18 protein-coding genes are annotated in these 18,450 nt (G+C 44.0%); 14 read left to right on the top strand and 4 right to left on the bottom strand.

The genetic code is table 11. From position 1 onward, the window contains the following. Positions 1-152: 152 nt before the first annotated feature. Together CKO50_RS22125 and soxR are read right to left on the bottom strand one after the other, a co-directional pair. Positions 153-1,937, bottom strand: coding sequence for a DUF885 domain-containing protein (locus CKO50_RS22125; RefSeq protein WP_095729933.1), 1,785 nt, complete (start codon positions 1,935-1,937; stop codon positions 153-155). A 13-nt stretch (positions 1,938-1,950) separates the two neighbouring features. Further along, complete coding sequence (gene soxR / locus CKO50_RS22130) at positions 1,951-2,457, bottom strand: redox-sensitive transcriptional activator SoxR (RefSeq protein WP_010375466.1); 507 nt, start codon at positions 2,455-2,457, stop codon at positions 1,951-1,953. An 81-nt stretch (positions 2,458-2,538) separates the two neighbouring features. Here soxR and CKO50_RS22135 point away from each other — a divergent pair, with 81 nt between their 5' ends. The 10 genes from CKO50_RS22135 to CKO50_RS22180 all read left to right on the top strand — a co-directional run bounded on the left by CKO50_RS22135 (position 2,539) and on the right by CKO50_RS22180 (position 10,604). After that, complete coding sequence (locus CKO50_RS22135) at positions 2,539-2,994, top strand: flavodoxin family protein (RefSeq protein WP_010375468.1); 456 nt, start codon at positions 2,539-2,541, stop codon at positions 2,992-2,994. 426 nt (positions 2,995-3,420) lie between these two features. Continuing rightward, positions 3,421-3,825 carry an SMI1/KNR4 family protein gene (locus CKO50_RS22140; RefSeq protein ID WP_255231128.1) on the top strand — a complete coding sequence of 135 codons (405 nt, stop codon included), beginning with the start codon at positions 3,421-3,423 and terminating at the stop codon, positions 3,823-3,825. A gap of 402 nt (positions 3,826-4,227) precedes the next feature. Continuing rightward, positions 4,228-4,659 (top strand): hypothetical protein, encoded by a 432-nt coding sequence (locus tag CKO50_RS22145; protein ID WP_095729934.1) that lies wholly within the window; start codon positions 4,228-4,230, stop codon positions 4,657-4,659. A 314-nt stretch (positions 4,660-4,973) separates the two neighbouring features. Further along, complete coding sequence (gene cyoA, locus CKO50_RS22150) at positions 4,974-5,882, top strand: ubiquinol oxidase subunit II (protein WP_095729935.1); 909 nt, start codon at positions 4,974-4,976, stop codon at positions 5,880-5,882. A 2-nt stretch (positions 5,883-5,884) separates the two neighbouring features. Beyond that, complete coding sequence (gene cyoB / locus CKO50_RS22155) at positions 5,885-7,867, top strand: cytochrome o ubiquinol oxidase subunit I (RefSeq protein ID WP_095729936.1); 1,983 nt, start codon at positions 5,885-5,887, stop codon at positions 7,865-7,867. 3 nt (positions 7,868-7,870) lie between these two features. After that, entirely contained in the window at positions 7,871-8,491 is a 621-nt protein-coding gene (cyoC, locus tag CKO50_RS22160; RefSeq protein WP_010606488.1) for a cytochrome o ubiquinol oxidase subunit III, read from the top strand. After that, entirely contained in the window at positions 8,491-8,850 is a 360-nt protein-coding gene (cyoD, locus tag CKO50_RS22165; RefSeq protein ID WP_095729937.1) for a cytochrome o ubiquinol oxidase subunit IV, read from the top strand. The genes cyoC and cyoD overlap by 1 nt, the downstream gene beginning before the upstream one ends. 13 nt (positions 8,851-8,863) lie before the next feature. Beyond that, positions 8,864-9,742 carry a heme o synthase gene (cyoE, locus tag CKO50_RS22170; protein ID WP_095729938.1) on the top strand — a complete coding sequence of 293 codons (879 nt, stop codon included), beginning with the start codon at positions 8,864-8,866 and terminating at the stop codon, positions 9,740-9,742. Positions 9,743-10,044: 302 nt separating this feature from the next. Further along, positions 10,045-10,272: a hypothetical protein gene (locus tag CKO50_RS22175; protein ID WP_017218863.1), complete on the top strand. Its 228-nt coding sequence runs from the start codon at positions 10,045-10,047 to the stop codon at positions 10,270-10,272. 20 nt (positions 10,273-10,292) lie between these two features. Then, entirely contained in the window at positions 10,293-10,604 is a 312-nt protein-coding gene (locus CKO50_RS22180; protein ID WP_095729939.1) for a YciI family protein, read from the top strand. Here CKO50_RS22180 and CKO50_RS22185 read toward each other — a convergent pair. Then, positions 10,594-11,124 (bottom strand): TetR/AcrR family transcriptional regulator, encoded by a 531-nt coding sequence (locus CKO50_RS22185; RefSeq protein WP_095729940.1) that lies wholly within the window; start codon positions 11,122-11,124, stop codon positions 10,594-10,596. The genes CKO50_RS22180 and CKO50_RS22185 overlap by 11 nt on opposite strands. 109 nt (positions 11,125-11,233) lie before the next feature. Here CKO50_RS22185 and CKO50_RS22190 point away from each other — a divergent pair, with 109 nt between their 5' ends. The 4 genes from CKO50_RS22190 (at position 11,234) to CKO50_RS22205 (ending at position 16,354) form a co-directional block, all read left to right on the top strand. Continuing rightward, on the top strand, positions 11,234-11,695 hold the full coding sequence (locus CKO50_RS22190; RefSeq protein WP_095729941.1) for an HPP family protein: 462 nt from the start codon (positions 11,234-11,236) through the stop codon (positions 11,693-11,695). Positions 11,696-11,852: 157 nt separating this feature from the next. Continuing rightward, on the top strand, positions 11,853-13,826 hold the full coding sequence (locus CKO50_RS22195) for a UvrD-helicase domain-containing protein (protein WP_095729942.1): 1,974 nt from the start codon (positions 11,853-11,855) through the stop codon (positions 13,824-13,826). A gap of 85 nt (positions 13,827-13,911) precedes the next feature. Beyond that, positions 13,912-15,201 carry a Glu/Leu/Phe/Val dehydrogenase gene (locus tag CKO50_RS22200; RefSeq protein WP_095729943.1) on the top strand — a complete coding sequence of 430 codons (1,290 nt, stop codon included), beginning with the start codon at positions 13,912-13,914 and terminating at the stop codon, positions 15,199-15,201. 169 nt (positions 15,202-15,370) lie between these two features. Then, entirely contained in the window at positions 15,371-16,354 is a 984-nt protein-coding gene (locus CKO50_RS22205; RefSeq protein ID WP_095729944.1) for a RimK family alpha-L-glutamate ligase, read from the top strand. 19 nt (positions 16,355-16,373) lie between these two features. Here CKO50_RS22205 and CKO50_RS22210 read toward each other — a convergent pair whose 3' ends face one another. Further along, positions 16,374-18,404: an ATP-binding protein gene (locus CKO50_RS22210; protein WP_095729958.1), complete on the bottom strand. Its 2,031-nt coding sequence runs from the start codon at positions 18,402-18,404 to the stop codon at positions 16,374-16,376. Positions 18,405-18,450: the final 46 nt, after the last annotated feature.

An 18,450-nucleotide genomic window follows, 5' to 3' on the forward strand; every position in this document is an offset into this window, starting at 1 on the left:
AGAGAAAACTGCTCCAACAACTGGGAAAAATAAACCCCGCTTAAAAAAGCGGGGTTTATCATCAATCTGCGTTAGTCGGCCTAAAGGCCGACTAACGGGTGATATCAATTTTTCGAAAAAATAATGCCGGCTATGAGGCCGGCATTATTATGTTATTTTGCCATTAACTGGCGGATATACTTCACCGGAGCACTACCAAAGCTTAAGAACTCTTCGTGGAATGTCTTTAAGTCAAATTCCTTTCCAAGCTTTTGTTTTTGCGTTTCACGGAAGTCGTAAATTTCGCGATAACCAGAGTAATAGCTGGTTAATTGTACTTGGCTCAAGGTTGCACGGCGCCATTTACCTTCGGCTTCTGCACGCTCTTGGAAAGCCCCATTCATCAGCAGATCTAAGCCTTCTTCTTTGCTTATTCCTTTTACTTGGATACCGTAATCTAGGATAGTGTTACAGATCACACGTAGATTCCACTTGTAGTACATTAACCACATTTCAGGCTCAAAGTTACCATAGCCTTCTTCTAGCATCATGCGCTCAGTGTATACTGCCCAGCCTTCAATCATCGCGCCATTGCTTAAGATACTCTTCACCAAAGACGGAGATTCGTTAGAGTAAACCAACTGAGTGTAATGGCCTGGCACGGCTTCATGAATATTTAGGATCTGCAGGATCCAATGGTTGTATTCACGTAGATACGATTCAGCTTGCTCGTCGCTCATTGAGTCCAGCGGAGACACGTTATAATAGGTGTTCTCCTTTTTGTCGTATGGGCCCGGAGCACTGATTGAAGCGCCAGCAAAGCCGCGCATATATTCAGGCGTTTCGCGAACAACTAGCGGCTTTTCAGGGTCTAGCGTGATGAGATCCTTTTCCATCACAAACTTTTCAAGCTCTGGAATTTGCGCCTTGATTTCGCTCACAAAGTTTTCACGCTTTACGTGTTTGACCGAAAGGTGCTTGATAAGCGTGGCAATCGCATCAATGTCAGATTTTGGGCGTGGCTTGTCAGCAAAATACGTTGGCCAGAGTTGATCAACAATCTTAACCATTTCATTAGTAACACGGGCTTTGTCGGCCATTGCCTTTTCATACATTTGCTTGGCGGTGTAGCCAGACTGAATATCAAAGGCAAATTTTTCTTCGTACAGCTTCTCACCAATTCTAAATGAGCGCGCATTACCGTTTTCGCTTAACTCTTTTTCAAGGTTGCTAAGGTAAGATACATATCCATTGATGGCAGATTTCGCGGCAGCGAAGCGCTGCTTGAATAGGGCTTTTTCCTCGGCTGTTAATAATGAAGTCGCGAGTTTATCAAGCAACTCGTCGTTTAATACACTAAATGCGCCTTGGTTTTGTGCAATCGCAAGCTGAGTATATTCGAGCGTTGGATTGTTAATATTGTTTTGTGCTGCTTCATAATACGCTGGCACATATTGAAGACGTGCTAAAACGAGCTTGAGCTTTTCGTCATCCGTTTTAAAGCGGCTATTGAGTATCGTCGCAAAGCCATAAGAAACATTGTAGTTTGACGGATTCCACTGCCAGCTTTTGAAGGTTTCAATATGCCAGATATCGCGTTTTAGGCGATTTTCAATCAAGTGATAATCGATTTTTTGACTATTGCTTAAGTTAGCAAGGTCGAACTGTTGTAACTTAGCCAGTTGCGCCTGAGAGAAGGCAACACTTGCATCACGAGTCGCTTGGGTTGGTACAGTGATAATATCGTCGTACTTGCCAAAGCCTGCCCAGAGCGACGCTTCTGGGTACTGTTTCCATAAGTCATTGATAAATTGCTGAGAAAAGTCAGCGAATTGTGCATTTGTTGCTACTGTTTGCTGTGAAGCTGGAGGCGTCGTCTCGACAGACGAAGGAGAAAGTGAGCAGCCAGTCAGGCCCATTGCCATGGCTAGCGCCATGCACAAGGCAGTCTTTTTCATTATTGTGTCCTATTTAATGGTTTTCGCTATCATAACAAGATTTTGCTTTATTTGCTTTGTCTGGCTCATCCAACCACACCGCACCGTTAGCCTCTTTGGCAACGATGTCATCGGGGTTGTAGATAGGGCATGATTTCATCGACAAACAGCCACAGCCAATGCAACCATCGACATAGTCTCTTAAACGTTGCATGTAAGCGATTTTTTCGTCCAGCTTTGCTTGCCAGGCTGTAGAAAGTTTGGCCCAGTCCGCTTTAGTTGGTGTTCTTGAGTCGGGCAGAGTATCAAGGGTTTCTTTTATCTCTCCTAGGGTTATCCCCATCTTTTGGCCAGCTTTAATAATGGCAATACGGCGCAACACATCCTTTTTGTAACGGCGTTGATTACCGTTATTACGCCAACTACGAATAAGCCCTTTGTTCTCATAGAAATGCAGAGCAGACACCGCAACGTCAGCTCTTTGAGCAACCTTACCGACACTGAGGTTGGGCTCGTCTCTTAATAATTTTTCAGTTTTCATAAATTAGTACTTTACCTTAACTTAAGGTGAGGTTTTAAGGTAGCACCCAATTTATTATTAGTGCAACTGGAATTGAACATTATGAAAACAGTCGTTATTTACTCAAGCTCAAACCCCAATGGAAATACCTACCAATCTGCAAAGGCACTAGCAGAAGAAAAAAGAGCTGAGCTCATCTATTTAGACCGTTATAAAATTGGTGAGTATTGCTACAAACACTCTCACAGTGATGATGACTTTGTTAACCTTTTTAGATGGGTACTCGGCTTTGAGCACATCATTTTTGCATCCCCCGTTTATTGGTATGCAGTGACACCCAGAATGAAGGCATTTATCGACAGAATAACCGACTTTATGGACATAGAAGCGTTAAAGCCGGAGCTTAGAACGCTACGTGAAAAGCAGTTTTCTATCTTGTCGACCTCATGCCAAGAAAAAGCACCAGCACCATTTACTGAGATGCTGGTGGGGACCTTTGAATATTTGGGTATGAAATTACAAGAGCAGCGTCATGTTCATTATCCTTATGCTGATTAACTGCGGTGGATTTTGTTGGGTGGGGCTGTGTGACGATGGTTTTTAAAGATCGCTGCGTAAAGCAGCTCCTACTCTTAAGTACAATCAGTGTGGTGGGCGGTTTACCCGCCGAGCAGTTTGTGACTGGTGTTTATTTAGAGGAGGGTGAGGGTTTTTACAGTTCGCTGTGTAAAGCAGCTGCTACTTAGATTAGAAGCAAAATGGGTTATATTGGATGGGGTTGTGTGGCTTTGGTTTTTTAAAGATCGCTACGTGAAGCAGCTCCCACTTCGAAGTAAAACCAGTCTAGTAGGAGACGGTTTACCCGCCGAGCAGTTTTGTTACCGGTGTGTACTTGCAAAGGCCGAAAATATATAGAGTGCTATTAGTTTGAGTCTTGACTGTGGAAAATTGGTGTGACGCAGCGTAAAACGTCAAGGAAGAAATATGAAGATCTCCAAGATACAAAAAGAAAGAACGATTATTTTGCCAGAGAAATATTTAGCGTTTCTTGCAAATATAGAGGCGGGTGAGGACTATTTCTTCAACGAATATCCAGAAGAGTACCCTGATTTTGAGGGACGGTGCTGGGCTTTCTATGATGAATCACTATTGAGTGAAGAAGTTGAAATGATCGGGGTTGGTAAGGCACCTGCACATCAGCAACTAGCGCTTTACTTAAAATGTTATCAACAAAGCACTGAAAAAGGTGAAATTCATTCGCCTGAAGGACAGCTCGCAATTAGTCGATTCGCCAATGCTTTTGTTATTGCAGAAGATGAAGGTGATTTTTTGTATCTAGACCCTGCGGTTTTTCGGTTTGGATATTTCATCTTGATGGTTGTGATGTAAATAAAGTATCAAGTTCAATGACAGAGTGGTTGGAAGAAGCTAAGGCCGCTTAATCGGGACAACTAGCCACACAACTGCCAGCGGTTGTGTGACGCACTAAACTCCTTGCTAGCCACAATTCTCAGCGGAGGTACACACTTCCGCGTATGCGAACAGATCTAAGGTCCCACCTTGAATTCACTTACCATTTGTCAGAGTAGTTGTAACATTTCGCTTAATTGCTGGCTTGATGTGTCAGTATAGGGAGAAGTAGACAGTATAGATTAAGAGAATTTGATATAGATCATTGCAGATATCGCTTGAATCGAATAGCGACTTTGTTATACTCGCTGTGAATTTTCAGTTTAGACTGAAAGTTCTGAACTAACCAATTCTATCAAGATAAGAACATCAGGATAATCTGTGCCACTGTTAAGCTATGTTCGACATACTGCTACTGCTGACGACACAACCTATCAAGGTTGTGCGATAACGCGCGCACAGTTGTTCGGTCGTATTTTCAGTGTACTAAGCGCATTGATGTTGTTTAACACGGCATTATTATTTACTGGCATGTTAGGTGATGTTGCTGAATTAGAAGCTCTTTTTGCAGATAATTCACTACCAGACTCTGTTTTGGTGATGCTCGGAGAGTTTTGGGCTCAGCCTATCTTGTCATTACAATTATTGATAGGTCTTTATTGGTTAGTTTTCCATACTATTTTGCCTACACGCGCTGGCGTTGTCCTGCGTAAAACGGCATTCGCCTCTACTGAGGCTATTCATCCTCAACCGGTGCCTAGTGCACATGGTTGTCGTGCTCCTCCTTTTGGGTACCGCTGTCTGTTTGCGTAATCGCAATATTTGAATCCAGTGCGTTCGATTTACGCGATTTGGATCAGCAGTCAGCAATTCAGTTTCAATTACATTAATCGGCTACTTACTGTCCTTTTTGGGCGAATTGTAAGCTTAGCAAATGTGATTGTCCGTTTACTGTATCGATTATTTGGTAAATGGTTAGTGACTGGTATCAAAGGAGTGTTTCCCTTCACTAATGCATTTTCCCTGATGGATACAGTGCAATTCGAACTTGTGCAGCATAGCTTGCACAAATAGATACTCAGCGTGCTTGATAAATAAGCCGCAGCTTATCGTTGAAGGGTAATCAATTGAATAAACGTAGTGTTGTGAATTATGCGTTCGCTTCATTGGGGCTTATGCTCACCGGTTGTAGTGGTGGCATTTTAGATCCCAAGGGGCCAATTGGCATGGATGAGAAGTCCTTGATCATCATTGCCACTGTACTGATGTTACTCGTTGTAGTACCAGTTATTATTCTTACCTTATATTTTGCGTGGAAGTACCGAGACGGTCGTGACCACGAGATCTATGCACCTAAATGGGCTCACTCTAACAAAATAGAAGCCGTGGTTTGGACCATTCCGATTGTGATTATTATTGTACTTGGGGTGATCACTTGGCGCTCTACACAATCTCTTGATCCGTACAAACCGTTGGAAGGTAAGGGTGAACACCTCACTGTTCAGGTGGTATCGCTAAACTGGAAGTGGCTATTTATCTATCCAGAGCAAGGCATTGCCACAGTGAATGAGCTGGTATTTCCTGCGAATGTACCTGTGGAGTACAAAATCACTTCCGAAAGCACCATGAACTCGTTCTTTATCCCACAGCTTGGTAGTCAAATCTACTCGATGGCGGGAATGGAAACACAGCTTCACCTGATTGCCAACGAGCCGGGGACGTTCAAAGGCTTTTCTGCTAACTACAGTGGAGCGGGCTTTACGGGAATGAAGTTCGATGCCATTGCGACCAAAGATCAAGCAAATTTTGATAACTGGGTTGCCGATGTCAAAGCTAACGGTGAAGCCTTAACCGCAAGCCGCTATACGCAACTGGCTGAGCCTTCAGAATATCACCCCGTTGAGTATTTTGGCTCGGTAGAGCAGGGCTTATTTCACACCATAGTTATGAAGTACATGCAGGGCCATGGCGAAATGAATTATTACGCCAAACCAGAGCATGCAGCGCATCAACATCACGGCAAGGCTGAGGAGTAATTATGTCGTTGTTTGGTAAATTATCCATCGAGGCAATCCCCTATCACGAACCCATTATTATGGTGACGTTAGCTGTGGTGGCTATCGTTGGTCTGATTGTGGCGGCAATGGTCACAAAACACAAAAAATGGGGCGTGCTGTGGCACGATTGGATCACTTCAATCGATCATAAACGCCTAGGCGTAATGTACATTATCTTGGCATTAATTATGTTAATGCGTGGTTTTGCCGACGCCATCATGATGCGTACGCAGTTGGCGATGGCCACAAGCGGCGCTGCCGGTTACTTGCCTCCTGAGCACTATGACCAGATCTTCACCGCACACGGGGTGATCATGATCATCTTTATGGCGATGCCTTTTATGATTGGTTTGATGAATATCATCCTGCCACTGCAAATTGGTGCTAGAGATGTTGCCTTTCCGTTTTTGAATAACCTCAGTTTTTGGCTGACGGCGGGCGGGGCAATTCTGATCAACTTGTCCTTGGCATTTGGTGAGTTTGCAAAAACCGGTTGGGTGGCGTATCCGCCATTGTCGGAGTTGTCGTTTAGTCCGGGTGTCGGGGTTGATTATTATATTTGGGCACTGCAAATATCCGGACTTGGGACATTGCTCACTGCCGTGAATTTCTTGGTAACCGTATTTAAGATGCGTGCACCTGGCATGACGCTAATGAAAATGCCTATTTTTACTTGGACTTGTACTTGGGCAAATATCCTAGTTGCGGCGTCTTTCCCAATTCTTACTGCGGTGCTCGCGATGCTAACGCTTGACCGTTATATGGACTTCCACTTCTTCACCAATGAAGCCGGTGGTAATGCCATGATGTATATCAATCTGTTCTGGGCATGGGGTCACCCTGAAGTTTATATTTTGATTTTGCCTGCGTTTGGGATTTTCTCAGAAATTATTTCAACCTTTACAGGCAAACGCCTGTTTGGCTATAAGTCGATGGTGTATGCCAGCGGTGCGATTTCTATTTTGGGCTTTATTGTTTGGCTACATCACTTCTTTACTATGGGTTCAAGCGCCAATGTTAATGCTTTCTTTGGGGTCATGACAATGGTCATTGCGGTCCCGACGGGAGTAAAACTCTTCAACTGGTTATTTACCATGTATCGCGGTCGTTTGCGGATCACGGTGCCGGTCCTATGGACGTTAGGGTTTATGGTGACCTTTACTGTTGGTGGGATGACCGGCGTACTGCTTGCAATTCCTGGCGCGGACTATGTGCTGCACAACAGTCTTTTTCTGATCGCACACTTTCATAACACCATTATCGGTGGGGCAGTGTTTGGTTATCTAGCGGGTTTTGCTTACTGGTTCCCTAAAGTAATGGGTTACAAGCTTGATGAGCGTTGGGGTAAAGCCTCATTCTGGTGCTGGTTGGTTGGCTTTTTTGTGGCCTTTATGCCGCTTTATGTGCTCGGCTTCTTGGGCATGACACGTCGCCTTAATCATACCAACACGCCAGAGTGGAACATTTGGCTATACATCGCGTGTATTGGTGCCTTTATCATTATGTTTGGGATAATTTTCCAAGTGGTACAGCTAGTGGTGAGCTACAAAAACCGTGAGCAATTGCAAGACACCACAGGCGACCCGTGGAATGGGCATACGCTAGAATGGTCAACGGACTCTCCTCCGCAGTACTACAATTTCGCGAAAACCCCTGTGGTTGACGATATTGACGCTTGGACAGAAATGAAAGAGCAGGGACAGGCATATCAAAAGCCTGCACATTATCAGCCTATTCACATGCCAAAAAATACTCCGGCTGGAGTGCTTATCAGCGCGTCATTGACCGTGTTTTGCTTTGCCATGATTTGGCATATTTGGTGGTTAGCGGCGGTGGGTTTTGTCAGTGCTATCGCGGTATTTATTAAGCGTTGTTACACCAGCGACGTTGATTATTATGTTCAGGTTGACGAGATTGAGCAGATTGAGTCTGCCCACCTTTCTCGCGCATTACAGGAGGGTTAATTCATGAGTGCAATTACTCCCGCTACGCTGCATGCGTTAGAAGATGCTCACGAGCATGCAGATCATGACACAGGTTCAAACACCGTATTCGGTTTTTGGCTATATCTGATGACGGACTGTTTGTTGTTTGCTTCGTTCTTTGCCACTTATGCCGTGTTGTACATGAACACGGCAGGTGGCGTGTCTGGCAAAGACATATTCGAGCTGGGCTTTGTTGCGGTTGAAACCGCGGCCCTACTGTTAAGTAGTATTACCTTTGGGTTTGCCATGATAGCGGCAAACAAACAGAAAAAGTCGCAAACCTTATCTTGGCTTGCGGTGACATTTGCCTTTGGTGCGGTGTTTATTGGCATGGAAGTATATGAATTTCATCACTTGATAGTACATGGTCATGGGCCGCAGCATAGTGCTTTTCTGACTTCTTTCTTCTCATTGGTGGGTCTGCACGGCATGCACGTGACGGCAGGCTTGATTTGGATGACAGTGATGATGATTGAAGTGACACGTCGTGGTCTTAAACCACAAACGGTAACGCGTTTGAGCTGCTTAAGCTTGTTCTGGCACTTTTTAGATATCGTGTGGATCTGTGTATTTACCGTTGTTTATTTAATGGGGGCAATGTAATGAGCCATAGTGAATCTCAAGCGTTAGCACCGATGGATGTTCACGAGCATGAACATGACAGCCACGGTAGTGTGAAGTCATATCTAATTGGTTTTGTGTTATCCGTTATTTTGACAGCCATTCCTTTTGCTGCCGTGATGAGTGGCAGCTTGTCATCTAGCACGACATTTTGGACGTTAGTGACAACGGCGTTAGTGCAAATTTGGGTGCACCTGAAGTACTTTTTACACCTGAACTTTGTTACGGAAGAAGGCAAGGCAAGCACGCTTTCCTTTATCTTTAGTGCGTTGATTATTGTGATGGTAGTGGGGCTGTCGGTCTGGATCATCTACGAATCGAACGCCATGATGATGTATTAACAGGAGAGTAGTCATGCTGCGTCGTTATTTTCAGGTGACAAAACCTGGGATCATTATGGGAAACTTGATTTCAGTCGCAGGCGGCTTTTTATTGGCCTCTCGAGGTGAAGTTGATTGGCTGCTATTTGCCTTGACTCTGCTAGGGCTATCTTTAGTCGTTGCGTCAGGTTGTGTAGTTAACAATGTCATCGACAGGGATATCGATGCGGCAATGGCCCGCACTAAAACTCGCGTGACAGTAACTGGGGAAATTTCCTCAGTTGCTGCACTGTCACATAGTCTGGTACTCGGATTATCTGGCTTTGGGCTCTTAGCCTATTTCACCAATTGGATTGCGCTGAGTTTTGCCGCATTTGGGTTTTTTATTTATGTCGGTGTTTACAGCTTATACATGAAACGAAACTCAGTGTATGGCACGGTGGTTGGTAGCCTGTCAGGGGCAGTGCCTCCTGTGGTTGGTTACTGCGCAGTAAGCGGGGTGTTTGACTCTGGCGCTGCCATTTTATTATTGATGTTTTGTCTTTGGCAAATGCCGCACTCTTATGCCATTGCGATTTTCCGTTTTGAAGATTACCGGGCCGCGAATATTCCGGTGTTGCCAGTCGCGCAAGGTATTGAAAAGGCTAAGCATCACATTGTTTTGTATATCGCCATTTATGCACTGGTGGTGATGTTACTGCCGCTTAGCGGTTATACCGGCATAGCATTTATGGCGGTGGCCTGTACAACCAGTTTTTGGTGGTTATTGATGGCGCTAAAAGGATACCAAAGAGACTTAGATTTACATGGTTGGGCGAGGCAAGTATTTGCATTCTCAATAGTCAATATCACAGTCCTAAGTATCGCGATGGCGATTGATAATCACAGCACAGTTTCTGCGATGCTGTACTGATCGCAGATTATCCCAAAGTAACTAAAATCCAAAGGCCCGCAGGGCCTTTTTTCGTTCTTATCTTAGTTTATACCAATTTGACTTAATACTTGCTCAATTTGAAGGAGTAAATCTGACGCTAACAGCGTTAAAAACTCCTCATTTAGAACAACTAAATAGCAAAATTTTTGCCTAGTTATCGACAAGATTTTCTCGCCTCAAAATAGACCACTTAATTAAGCAAGTTGGTATTATTTTACGTCGCTTGTTTTTTACCCATTTTATCTCCATATCCAGCTTATTGAATAGATGAGAAGATAATAATGGATATAGGGATCACAGAAGTATTGTTGTTATTTACGGCGATTTTTATCGCGTCCTTTTTACTTTTTAAGGTCGTGCTATGGGCCAAAAAAATGCCAAAAGGCGCTTATCTATTTTTGGCTTTAATGCCGCTCATTTCTCTTTTTCCTATTCCACCACCCGTTTTTAAAAATGTCGCGAAAGCCAAACAAGAACAACGTAAAAAAGCACCCAAATCAGAACCATAATCACACAGGAAAATAGCTTAATGTCAGCTTCGATATTTATTGTTAACCTTACTTATGTTACCGAAATTGGACAGGTAGAGCCGCTGCTCGCCCCTCACATTGTGTTTTTAGATCGCTTCTATGCCAATGGTACTTTTATCGCCTCTGGTAGAAAAATCCCACGAACTGGTGGGGTTATTTTGGCAAAGGCGAGTAGTGAAGCTGAGCTACTTGATATTGTGCGTCAAGATCCCTTTTATGTCGCCGAAGTGGCTCGGTATGACATTATCGAGTTTGTGCCAAGCAAGTTTGCATCTTGCTTTACAGAAGTGGAGAAATACCTTAATTCTTGAGTGCCCGCTTGGCCACATCCGTATCGTGACAGGTATAGGCCGTTGAAATAATCCCTTCGCTCAATAGAAACAAGCGCTCGACAGCGGCATCATCAGCGTCGTTGAGCGCTTGTTTCAGTATCGCTTTTACCGCAAGTTTGTGCCGCTGGCATAGTTGATTTATTGGATTGGTAAGCTCACCAAATTCTGCCGCCGTGTTAATAAAGTAACAACCACGGAAATCGCCCAGCACCGCCACTTTATTATTAATCCACTGATCTAGTGCTGAAAATAGCTGCTCTGCGAGCTGTTCATTCGTTTGAGCATTTTCAAGGCAATGAGATAACCAAGATATAAATAGGTGATGCCGCTGCTCAAGTGTTGCAAGCACCAGCGCCTCTTTACTCTCAAAATGGTTGTACAGGGTTTTTTTAGCAATGCCAGATGACTTTAATACTTCGTTAATGCCAATGGCATGAATGCCATGTTGATAGAACAGGTCCATTGCGCAATCGATCAGTTGTTGTCTTTTTGTACTCATCAGTCAGCCATGTTTATTACCGTGATTATAGGTTGACAGAAGTAGACCAACTTGTCTACTATTCGCAAGGTAGACAAGTTGGTCTACTTTTTGGAAAGGGAAGAATACAATGAGAGAAATACAACTTGCTTTAATTGCTGGAGCGGGGGCGTTTATCGCAATTGCAATATTGGCGTTTAGTCAAACGATAAGTGCTGAGCATATTTTTTTAATGGCACCCTTGGGCGCAACGGCAGTGCTGGTATTTGGTGTGCCCGACAGTCCACTTGCGCAGCCTAAAAATGTCATCTTTGGACATATTATTACCGCTACAATCGGGATTATTTTTGCGCAGTATATCGGTGTTAACGAATTCTCTTTGGCATTAGCAACGGGGCTTGGCGTATTTAGTATGTTAGTAACAAAAACCACCCACCCACCGGCTGGCGCAAATCCAATACTGATCATGTTGGCACTGGAGGGATGGAGCTTTTTATTTACGCCTGTGATTATTGGTGCAGTGGTACTCGTACTGGTTGGTAAAGCAACGTTAGCGGCTAAAACAAAGCTAACTACAATAACAGCTGCTTGATATGTTGATGTGCAGGCCTTATTCGCCTGCCTTCTTAAACATTAAGTCGCAGAATCTGTTAGCTAAGTAATAGACTAAGACTAGTTCATTGAAATTAATAAAAAATAAATAGCGATGACAAAATTTCATTAAGCGCGTTTTTGGGTTTCGTGCTAGTATGGCAGCAACGGAATTACTTTGTCTGATTGACCAATTGATAGCATTACATCTCTTTAGTCGGCTGTTTTATGGGGTACGTGGTGCCAAATGTACGAAAGAAGGCCTCCACCTTAAGTCGAAATCTGCTGATAGTTTCATCCCCTTTAGCACTATGACAGTTCCGCCAGCACCTCTGCGTGGTTGGCTTGCTCAAAAAGTCCTGATCAAACAGGGTCACGAGACCTATGTGTTAAGTATTAAAAATCAAGGTGCAGATGAGTTAGTGCAACAATTGCAACGACTGTGGATCTTACACCATGGCAAGCACTTGCAAGTCAAAGCTCATAAAATTGAGCAGTTATTAACGCGTCGATATCTCAGCCATCATAATCAAACTCTAGTACGTCAGGTTTGCAGTGCCTTATGGTCTAGTTGGCAGCACCTAGATGACAATGCCGTGCCAAATTCGTTAAAACCTCAAGTAGCAACTGTACGAGAAATTGCACTTTGGAATGAGCGTGATATTGCTGAGTTTCAGTCTGCTTTTGTCGAACACTACTTGGCAAAAGACGCTAACTATTTTGACAGCATTGAATCAAACCCCCTTACGCTAGCTCAGCGTAAGGCTTGTGTGATCCAAGATGACAGGCAATTACTGCTTGCTGGCGCAGGCACGGGTAAGACAAGCGTTATCAAGGCCAAAGTTGGGTATCTCTTGCATCGTAAATTAGCTCAGGCGAATGAGCTGTTATTGCTTGCGTATGGTAATGATGCCGCGACGGAGATGCGTCAGCGCTGTCGGCCTCTCTGTAATACCTTAAATTGCTCTACCTTTCATTCGCTTGGCATACAGATCATCGAAGCGGTTACAGGGGCAAAGCCGACAATTTCAACTCTAGCAACGGATAAAAAACTATTTAAACAATTTATTGCAGACACCGTGCAGTCGTTGCGACAAGAAAGCCACTTTGAGCGAGATTTTGCGCTATTTCTGAAAAGTTCGAGTACACAGCAAGCGTCACAGGCAATAGACCTGATAAGTCAGGTATTACCTTTGATGAAGCATGCTCAAATAATGGGGGAGGTTGAGCAACTGCTGACGCAATTTAGCAATCAAATGAGTGTGATCATGCCAGTTCTTGCGGAATATCAGCTGTATCTAAGCAATGAATCTAGCATCGATTTCGATGACATGCTGGAGCGGGCTATTTATTACGTAGAGTCTGGTCAGTTTATTTCACCGTGGAAGTTCATCTTGGTCGATGAATTTCAAGATATCTCCCGTGTGCGGGCAAAGCTCATTCAGGTGCTGCTAGATAAAAAAGCCGGCTCGCAATTGTTCGCCGTTGGTGATGATTGGCAGGCTATTTATCGCTTTAGTGGTGGCGATATGCGCCTAACTACCGAGTTTACTCGGTATTTTGGTAAGTCAACGACCACATATTTGGATAAAACATTCCGTTATCCTCAAACCATTTTAGACACGGCGAGTGAGTTTATTTGCCGCAATCCAGAACAAATAACCAAGCATATCACTTCTCATACCGCAGGCGTGGCAGGGCAGGGGGTGGTGAAAGTGATGGTGGATGACGAATTGTCGCAGGCGCAACAACTGCTCAATCATATTGAGCAGCGCAATGAAGGGAAAACTTCCGTTGCCTTACTGGCAAGAAATCACAGAGCATTACCTGATAAATCAAAGATTGCGCAGTGGCGGCAGCTCTATCCAGAACTTATTATTTCACATAACACCTTTCACGGTGCTAAAGGGACTGAAGCAGACTTTACGATAGTATTTGGTCTCAAGCATAGAAACTTCCCGTCTCAGGTGAAAACGCCAGCATTTGTCGATGCGCTTTTACCTGCACAAGGGGCATTTCCTGACGCAGAAGAGCGGCGCTTATTCTATGTGGCATTAACCAGAGCGAAGAAACAGTGCTTTTTATTAGCACCAAATGATACGCCTTCCTACTTCTTAGAGGAAATCGCATAATTATTAATCCCAGTTAATTGACTTGATCTTTTGGCGTCATGCACTCATACAATTACTTGTTGAATTAAAAATAAGCGAGGAAAGGATGAGTACGGATCTTCTAAAAGACGCGTTGAAAAGATTAAATCATATAGTCGAAAAAACAGGAATTAACGAGTCTACCTATCAAGCGTTAGCCCAGCCTCAAAGAACGCTGTCGAGCAATATCTCAATTCGTCGTGACAACGGTAAACTTGATTATTTTAAGGCGTATCGTTGTCAATACAATGATTTGCTAGGTCCTACAAAAGGCGGAATACGCTTTCATCAAGAGTCTGATATGAGTGAGGTGCAAGCTTTAGCCCTTTGGATGACGCTAAAGTGTGCAGCGGTTGGCGTGCCATTTGGTGGCGGTAAAGGTGCCGTAACCGTTGATCCTAAATCACTGAGTCCCATGGAGCTTGAGCGCCTTGCTCGAGCATACATCAGAGCTAATGCTGATTTTATTGGACCCGATCAAGATATTCCCGCACCGGATGTGTACACCAATGCCAGGATCATGGGTTGGATGATGGATGAATACGAGAAAATCGTCCGTAAAAAAAGTCCAGCCGTGATCACTGGTAAACCGCTTATTTTTGGAGGGAGTGAAGGGCGAGAGTCCGCCACGGGTCGCGGTGCATTTTTAATGATAGAGCGGCTTAGTGAAAAAAATAATTGGAATAAAGCGGAGCAAACGGTAGCTATTCAAGGCTTTGGTAACGGTGGCTATCACTGTGCAAGGCTGTTGCAGCAAGCGGGTTATAAAGTCGTTGCAGTAAGCGATTCAAAAGGCGGGATTTACTGTAAAGATGGCTTAGATATAGAAAGCATTTATCAAGAAAAGCAACGCAATAAGGCGCTTAAAGCCGTGTACTGTGATGATTCGGTCTGTGAAAGCGTTGAACATAAAGTGCTGAGTAATGAAGAGCTGCTTGCGCTGGATGTAGACATTTTGGTGCCCGCAGCGCTATCCGGCGCAATCACCCGAGATAACGCCAAAGCAGTATCAGCAAAGTATATTGTCGAAATTGCCAATGGACCCATTGAGGCGGACGCCGACGAAATCTTGCATGAACAGGGCGTGATAGTGATCCCTGATATTTTAGCTAATGCCGGCGGCGTCATCGTAAGCTATTTTGAGTGGTGTCAGAATCGCCAAGGAGAGGCTTGGGACGAGCAAACTGTGCAAGATAAATTGGCGCAATATTTATCGAATGCATTTGAAGCGGCGTGGCAGCTGCGAAGTGATGAAGGGCTTGAGATGCGAGATGCCGTATACAAACTGGCGTTAAAACGGATTGAGAGCGCCTTGGAAGCCCACGGGACACAATCTTACTTTGAAAATCGTGAGTAGTTTTTTAGATTGTGTCGATAAATTTTTTTTGCTGTACTGTTTTTGAGTGAGTCCACATAATCGCGCTTTTGTTTGGGGGCCGGTGATACACGAACCTGCTTAGGTGTTTTCACTTAACAATTCGTGTCAACAGCGACCCTCTTATTCCGCTACTCAAGGGGCAATTCGTATGCGCGGTTGGATCATTTACAAAGACTCTGCCAGTTTGTTAAAACCTGAAATTTATGAAATAGATAGATTGATGGCGGTGGCAAAGGAAGAAGGTATTGATCTTCAAGTTTACTCACCTGATCAATTCGATCTATTGGTAACCAGAGAAGATGAAGAAAGTATTCTAATCGATGGCCAGCCGGTTGCGTTACCCGACTTTGTTCTGCCGCGTATGGGTGCAGGCACGACTTACTTTACGCTTGCGATTATCCGTCACCTTGAGCGTTTAGGCGTACATTGTTTTAACTCTTCACAGTCTATCGAAACTGTAAAAGATAAGCTGTACGCGCAGCAGATCCTTGCAGAGCAAAACTTACCAACACCAAAAACCATGTTGGTTAAGTTCCCTGTAAATATTGAACTGGTAGAGAAGCAAATTGGGTTCCCTGTGGTGATTAAAACGCTATCAGGCTCGCAGGGCAGCGGCGTATTTTTGTCAAAATCACGTGGTGAATTTGATGATTTGATGCAACTTATTGAAGCAACAAATCCAAAAGCAAATATCATTTTGCAGCGTTTTGTGAAGTCGAGTCATGGTCGAGACCTACGTGTATTGACCATTGGTGGCCGTGCTGTAGCGTGTATGGAGCGCAATTCTGGCGGTAAGAACTTTAAGGCCAACGTGAGTTTAGGTGCAAAAGGTAGCCCACACCCGATCACCCCTGAAATTGAATGGCTAGCAACACAAACTGCTAATATCCTGAATCTAGACGTCGCTGGCATCGACTTATTATTCGATGAAGAGCATTTTAAAATTTGTGAAGCAAACTCAAGTCCAGGTTTTGAAGGGCTTGAACAGGCTGTAGATATTGATGTGGCGAGAGAGATTTTACATTTTATACGCATTCGCTTAGGGATCTTTAACCGCACAGGTCAACCAAAGAAGAGCAGTAACGGTACTAAAGCGAGCAAAGAAAAGCAGCGGAATAATAGCGCTGAGTAATAACAAAAAAGGAGCTGGGTCAAGCTCCTTTTTTGTGCGTGAAGGGCTCAAGCGCGCCTCTTAGTGCGTCGAGCTGAATAGGCTTGGACAGGAAGTTATTCATGCCAGCTTCATAACAGGCTTCCTTATCGGACTCTGAAGTATTGGCGGTCAACGCAATAATGTGCGGCCCTTCGCGTTTCTCTTTTGGTAGTCCACGAATGCTGCGAGTGGCTTCGAAGCCATCCATAATCGGCATGACGCAATCCATAAACACAATATCAAAGGTTTTGTCTTGGCATGATTTTACGGCTTGCTCGCCGTTATAGACTTTGTCGATGTGAGTTACACCAAACTGATTCAGTAGCTTTTCCATCACCAGTACGTTGATTTGATTATCATCTACAAGCAGGATTTTACATTCTGATAAGGAAATATGTTGCTCTTCAGTCTTTTGCTCTTGTACGTTGTCGGCTTCTTCTGCGAACTCTATTGGGAAGGTAACGATAAAGGTACTTCCTTTACCCAACTCGCTTTCTACCTGTACTTCGCCTTGCAACAAATTGCAAAGCTCAAATACGATTGAAAGGCCAAGACCAGTACCACCAAAATGCCGACTTACACTGGCATCGCCTTGGCTAAATGGCTGAAAAAGATGTACTTGATTGGTCTTAGCAATCCCTATGCCTGTGTCTGAGACACTTAATTGTAGAACCGGAGAAGTTTCACTTCCTAGCACGTCGGCATAAATATCGATACTACCCGTTGGTGTAAATTTGATGGCATTACTCACTAGATTTGCAATAATTTGCTTAACTCGAGTCGGATCTGAATAGAGCCAATTTGTGCCTTGTTTATGAATATGGAAGTTAATTGAAAGCCCTTTTTCGCGACAGGCTGGGCTGTACAAGCCTACAACTTGCTCGACTAACTGATGAAGATCAAACGGAGTATTGTCTAGCTTCAGGTTATTACTATTTAACTTACTGAAGTCTAATACGTCGTTTATTAATGTGATCAACATATCTGCACTGTTGACTGCAACGCTCAGGTTGCTCTTGATTTCTTTTATGTCGGTTTCTTTTCTGCACGCTTGAAGCATGCCGACTAATCCGTTCAGCGGGGTTCTTAATTCATGGCTAATTTTGGCGATAAATTCACTCCGGGTTTTAAGAAGTTGCTCCGCTTCTTCGCGCTTTTGATCCAATGCAATACGCATTTTGACTTGTTCATCTATATCTTGAATGGCTCCAAAAACCCGAACGCATTCGCCATTTTCATATTCACCTTGACCGTGAGAGGCGACCCACTTTTCGTTGCCATTGGCGTCAATAATAATGGATTCTATGTCCCATTTGGTTTTTGAAGTGATGGCATCATCTATGGCTTGCTTAATGTTTTCTTGGTGAATACCGGGTTTGTAGAAGCTGATGGCATTGTCGAGTGTAGGCGTAAAATTATCATCAACACCATGAATGAGTCGTGTTTGTTGGCTCCAATACACTTTGTTCTTTCTAAAATCGACCTCCCATGAGCCAATATCAGCAAGACGGCTCATCGCTGCTAATGCTTGTGAACGGTGTTGTATTTTCTTTAACGCCTTTTGCCGAGAAATTTCAACACCAATCCATTGACCTAATAAACTCACGTAATCTAAGTGTTCTTGACTGAACGCCTGGGTTTTGGCGCTGGATGCGGAAAAGTTGACGGTACCATAGCGTTTACCATCAACAATAATCGGGGCACCAATATAGCTCTCTAGGCCAAAGTTTGCGTAGCAAGGGTGAGTGGCAATTTCGCTAGTACCTGCGTGATGAAAAGACAGCGCGCTGTCTGCTTGTAAAGTGTGCCAGCAATAGGTGTTTGCCAGTTCAAAATCCGTACCAGCCAACAAAGAGTTATCTGGAGTGATCACATGCCTTACTGTGTATACATCAGCTTGAATTTCACTGACGATTGCAATATCAAGCTCAAATACATCGAGGCCAAGCGTAAGCAGCGCCGTCACTTTTTCTTCAAATGTGGTGTTTTGGTTTGTGGTGATGAGGTGTAATCGTTTTAAAATACTCACAAATTTCACACTGGTAGTACAAAGCAGTTAATCACTTAACTTTAAC

This window comes from Pseudoalteromonas sp. HM-SA03 (assembly GCF_002289345.1).
In the GTDB taxonomy this organism is placed as follows: domain Bacteria; phylum Pseudomonadota; class Gammaproteobacteria; order Enterobacterales; family Alteromonadaceae; genus Pseudoalteromonas.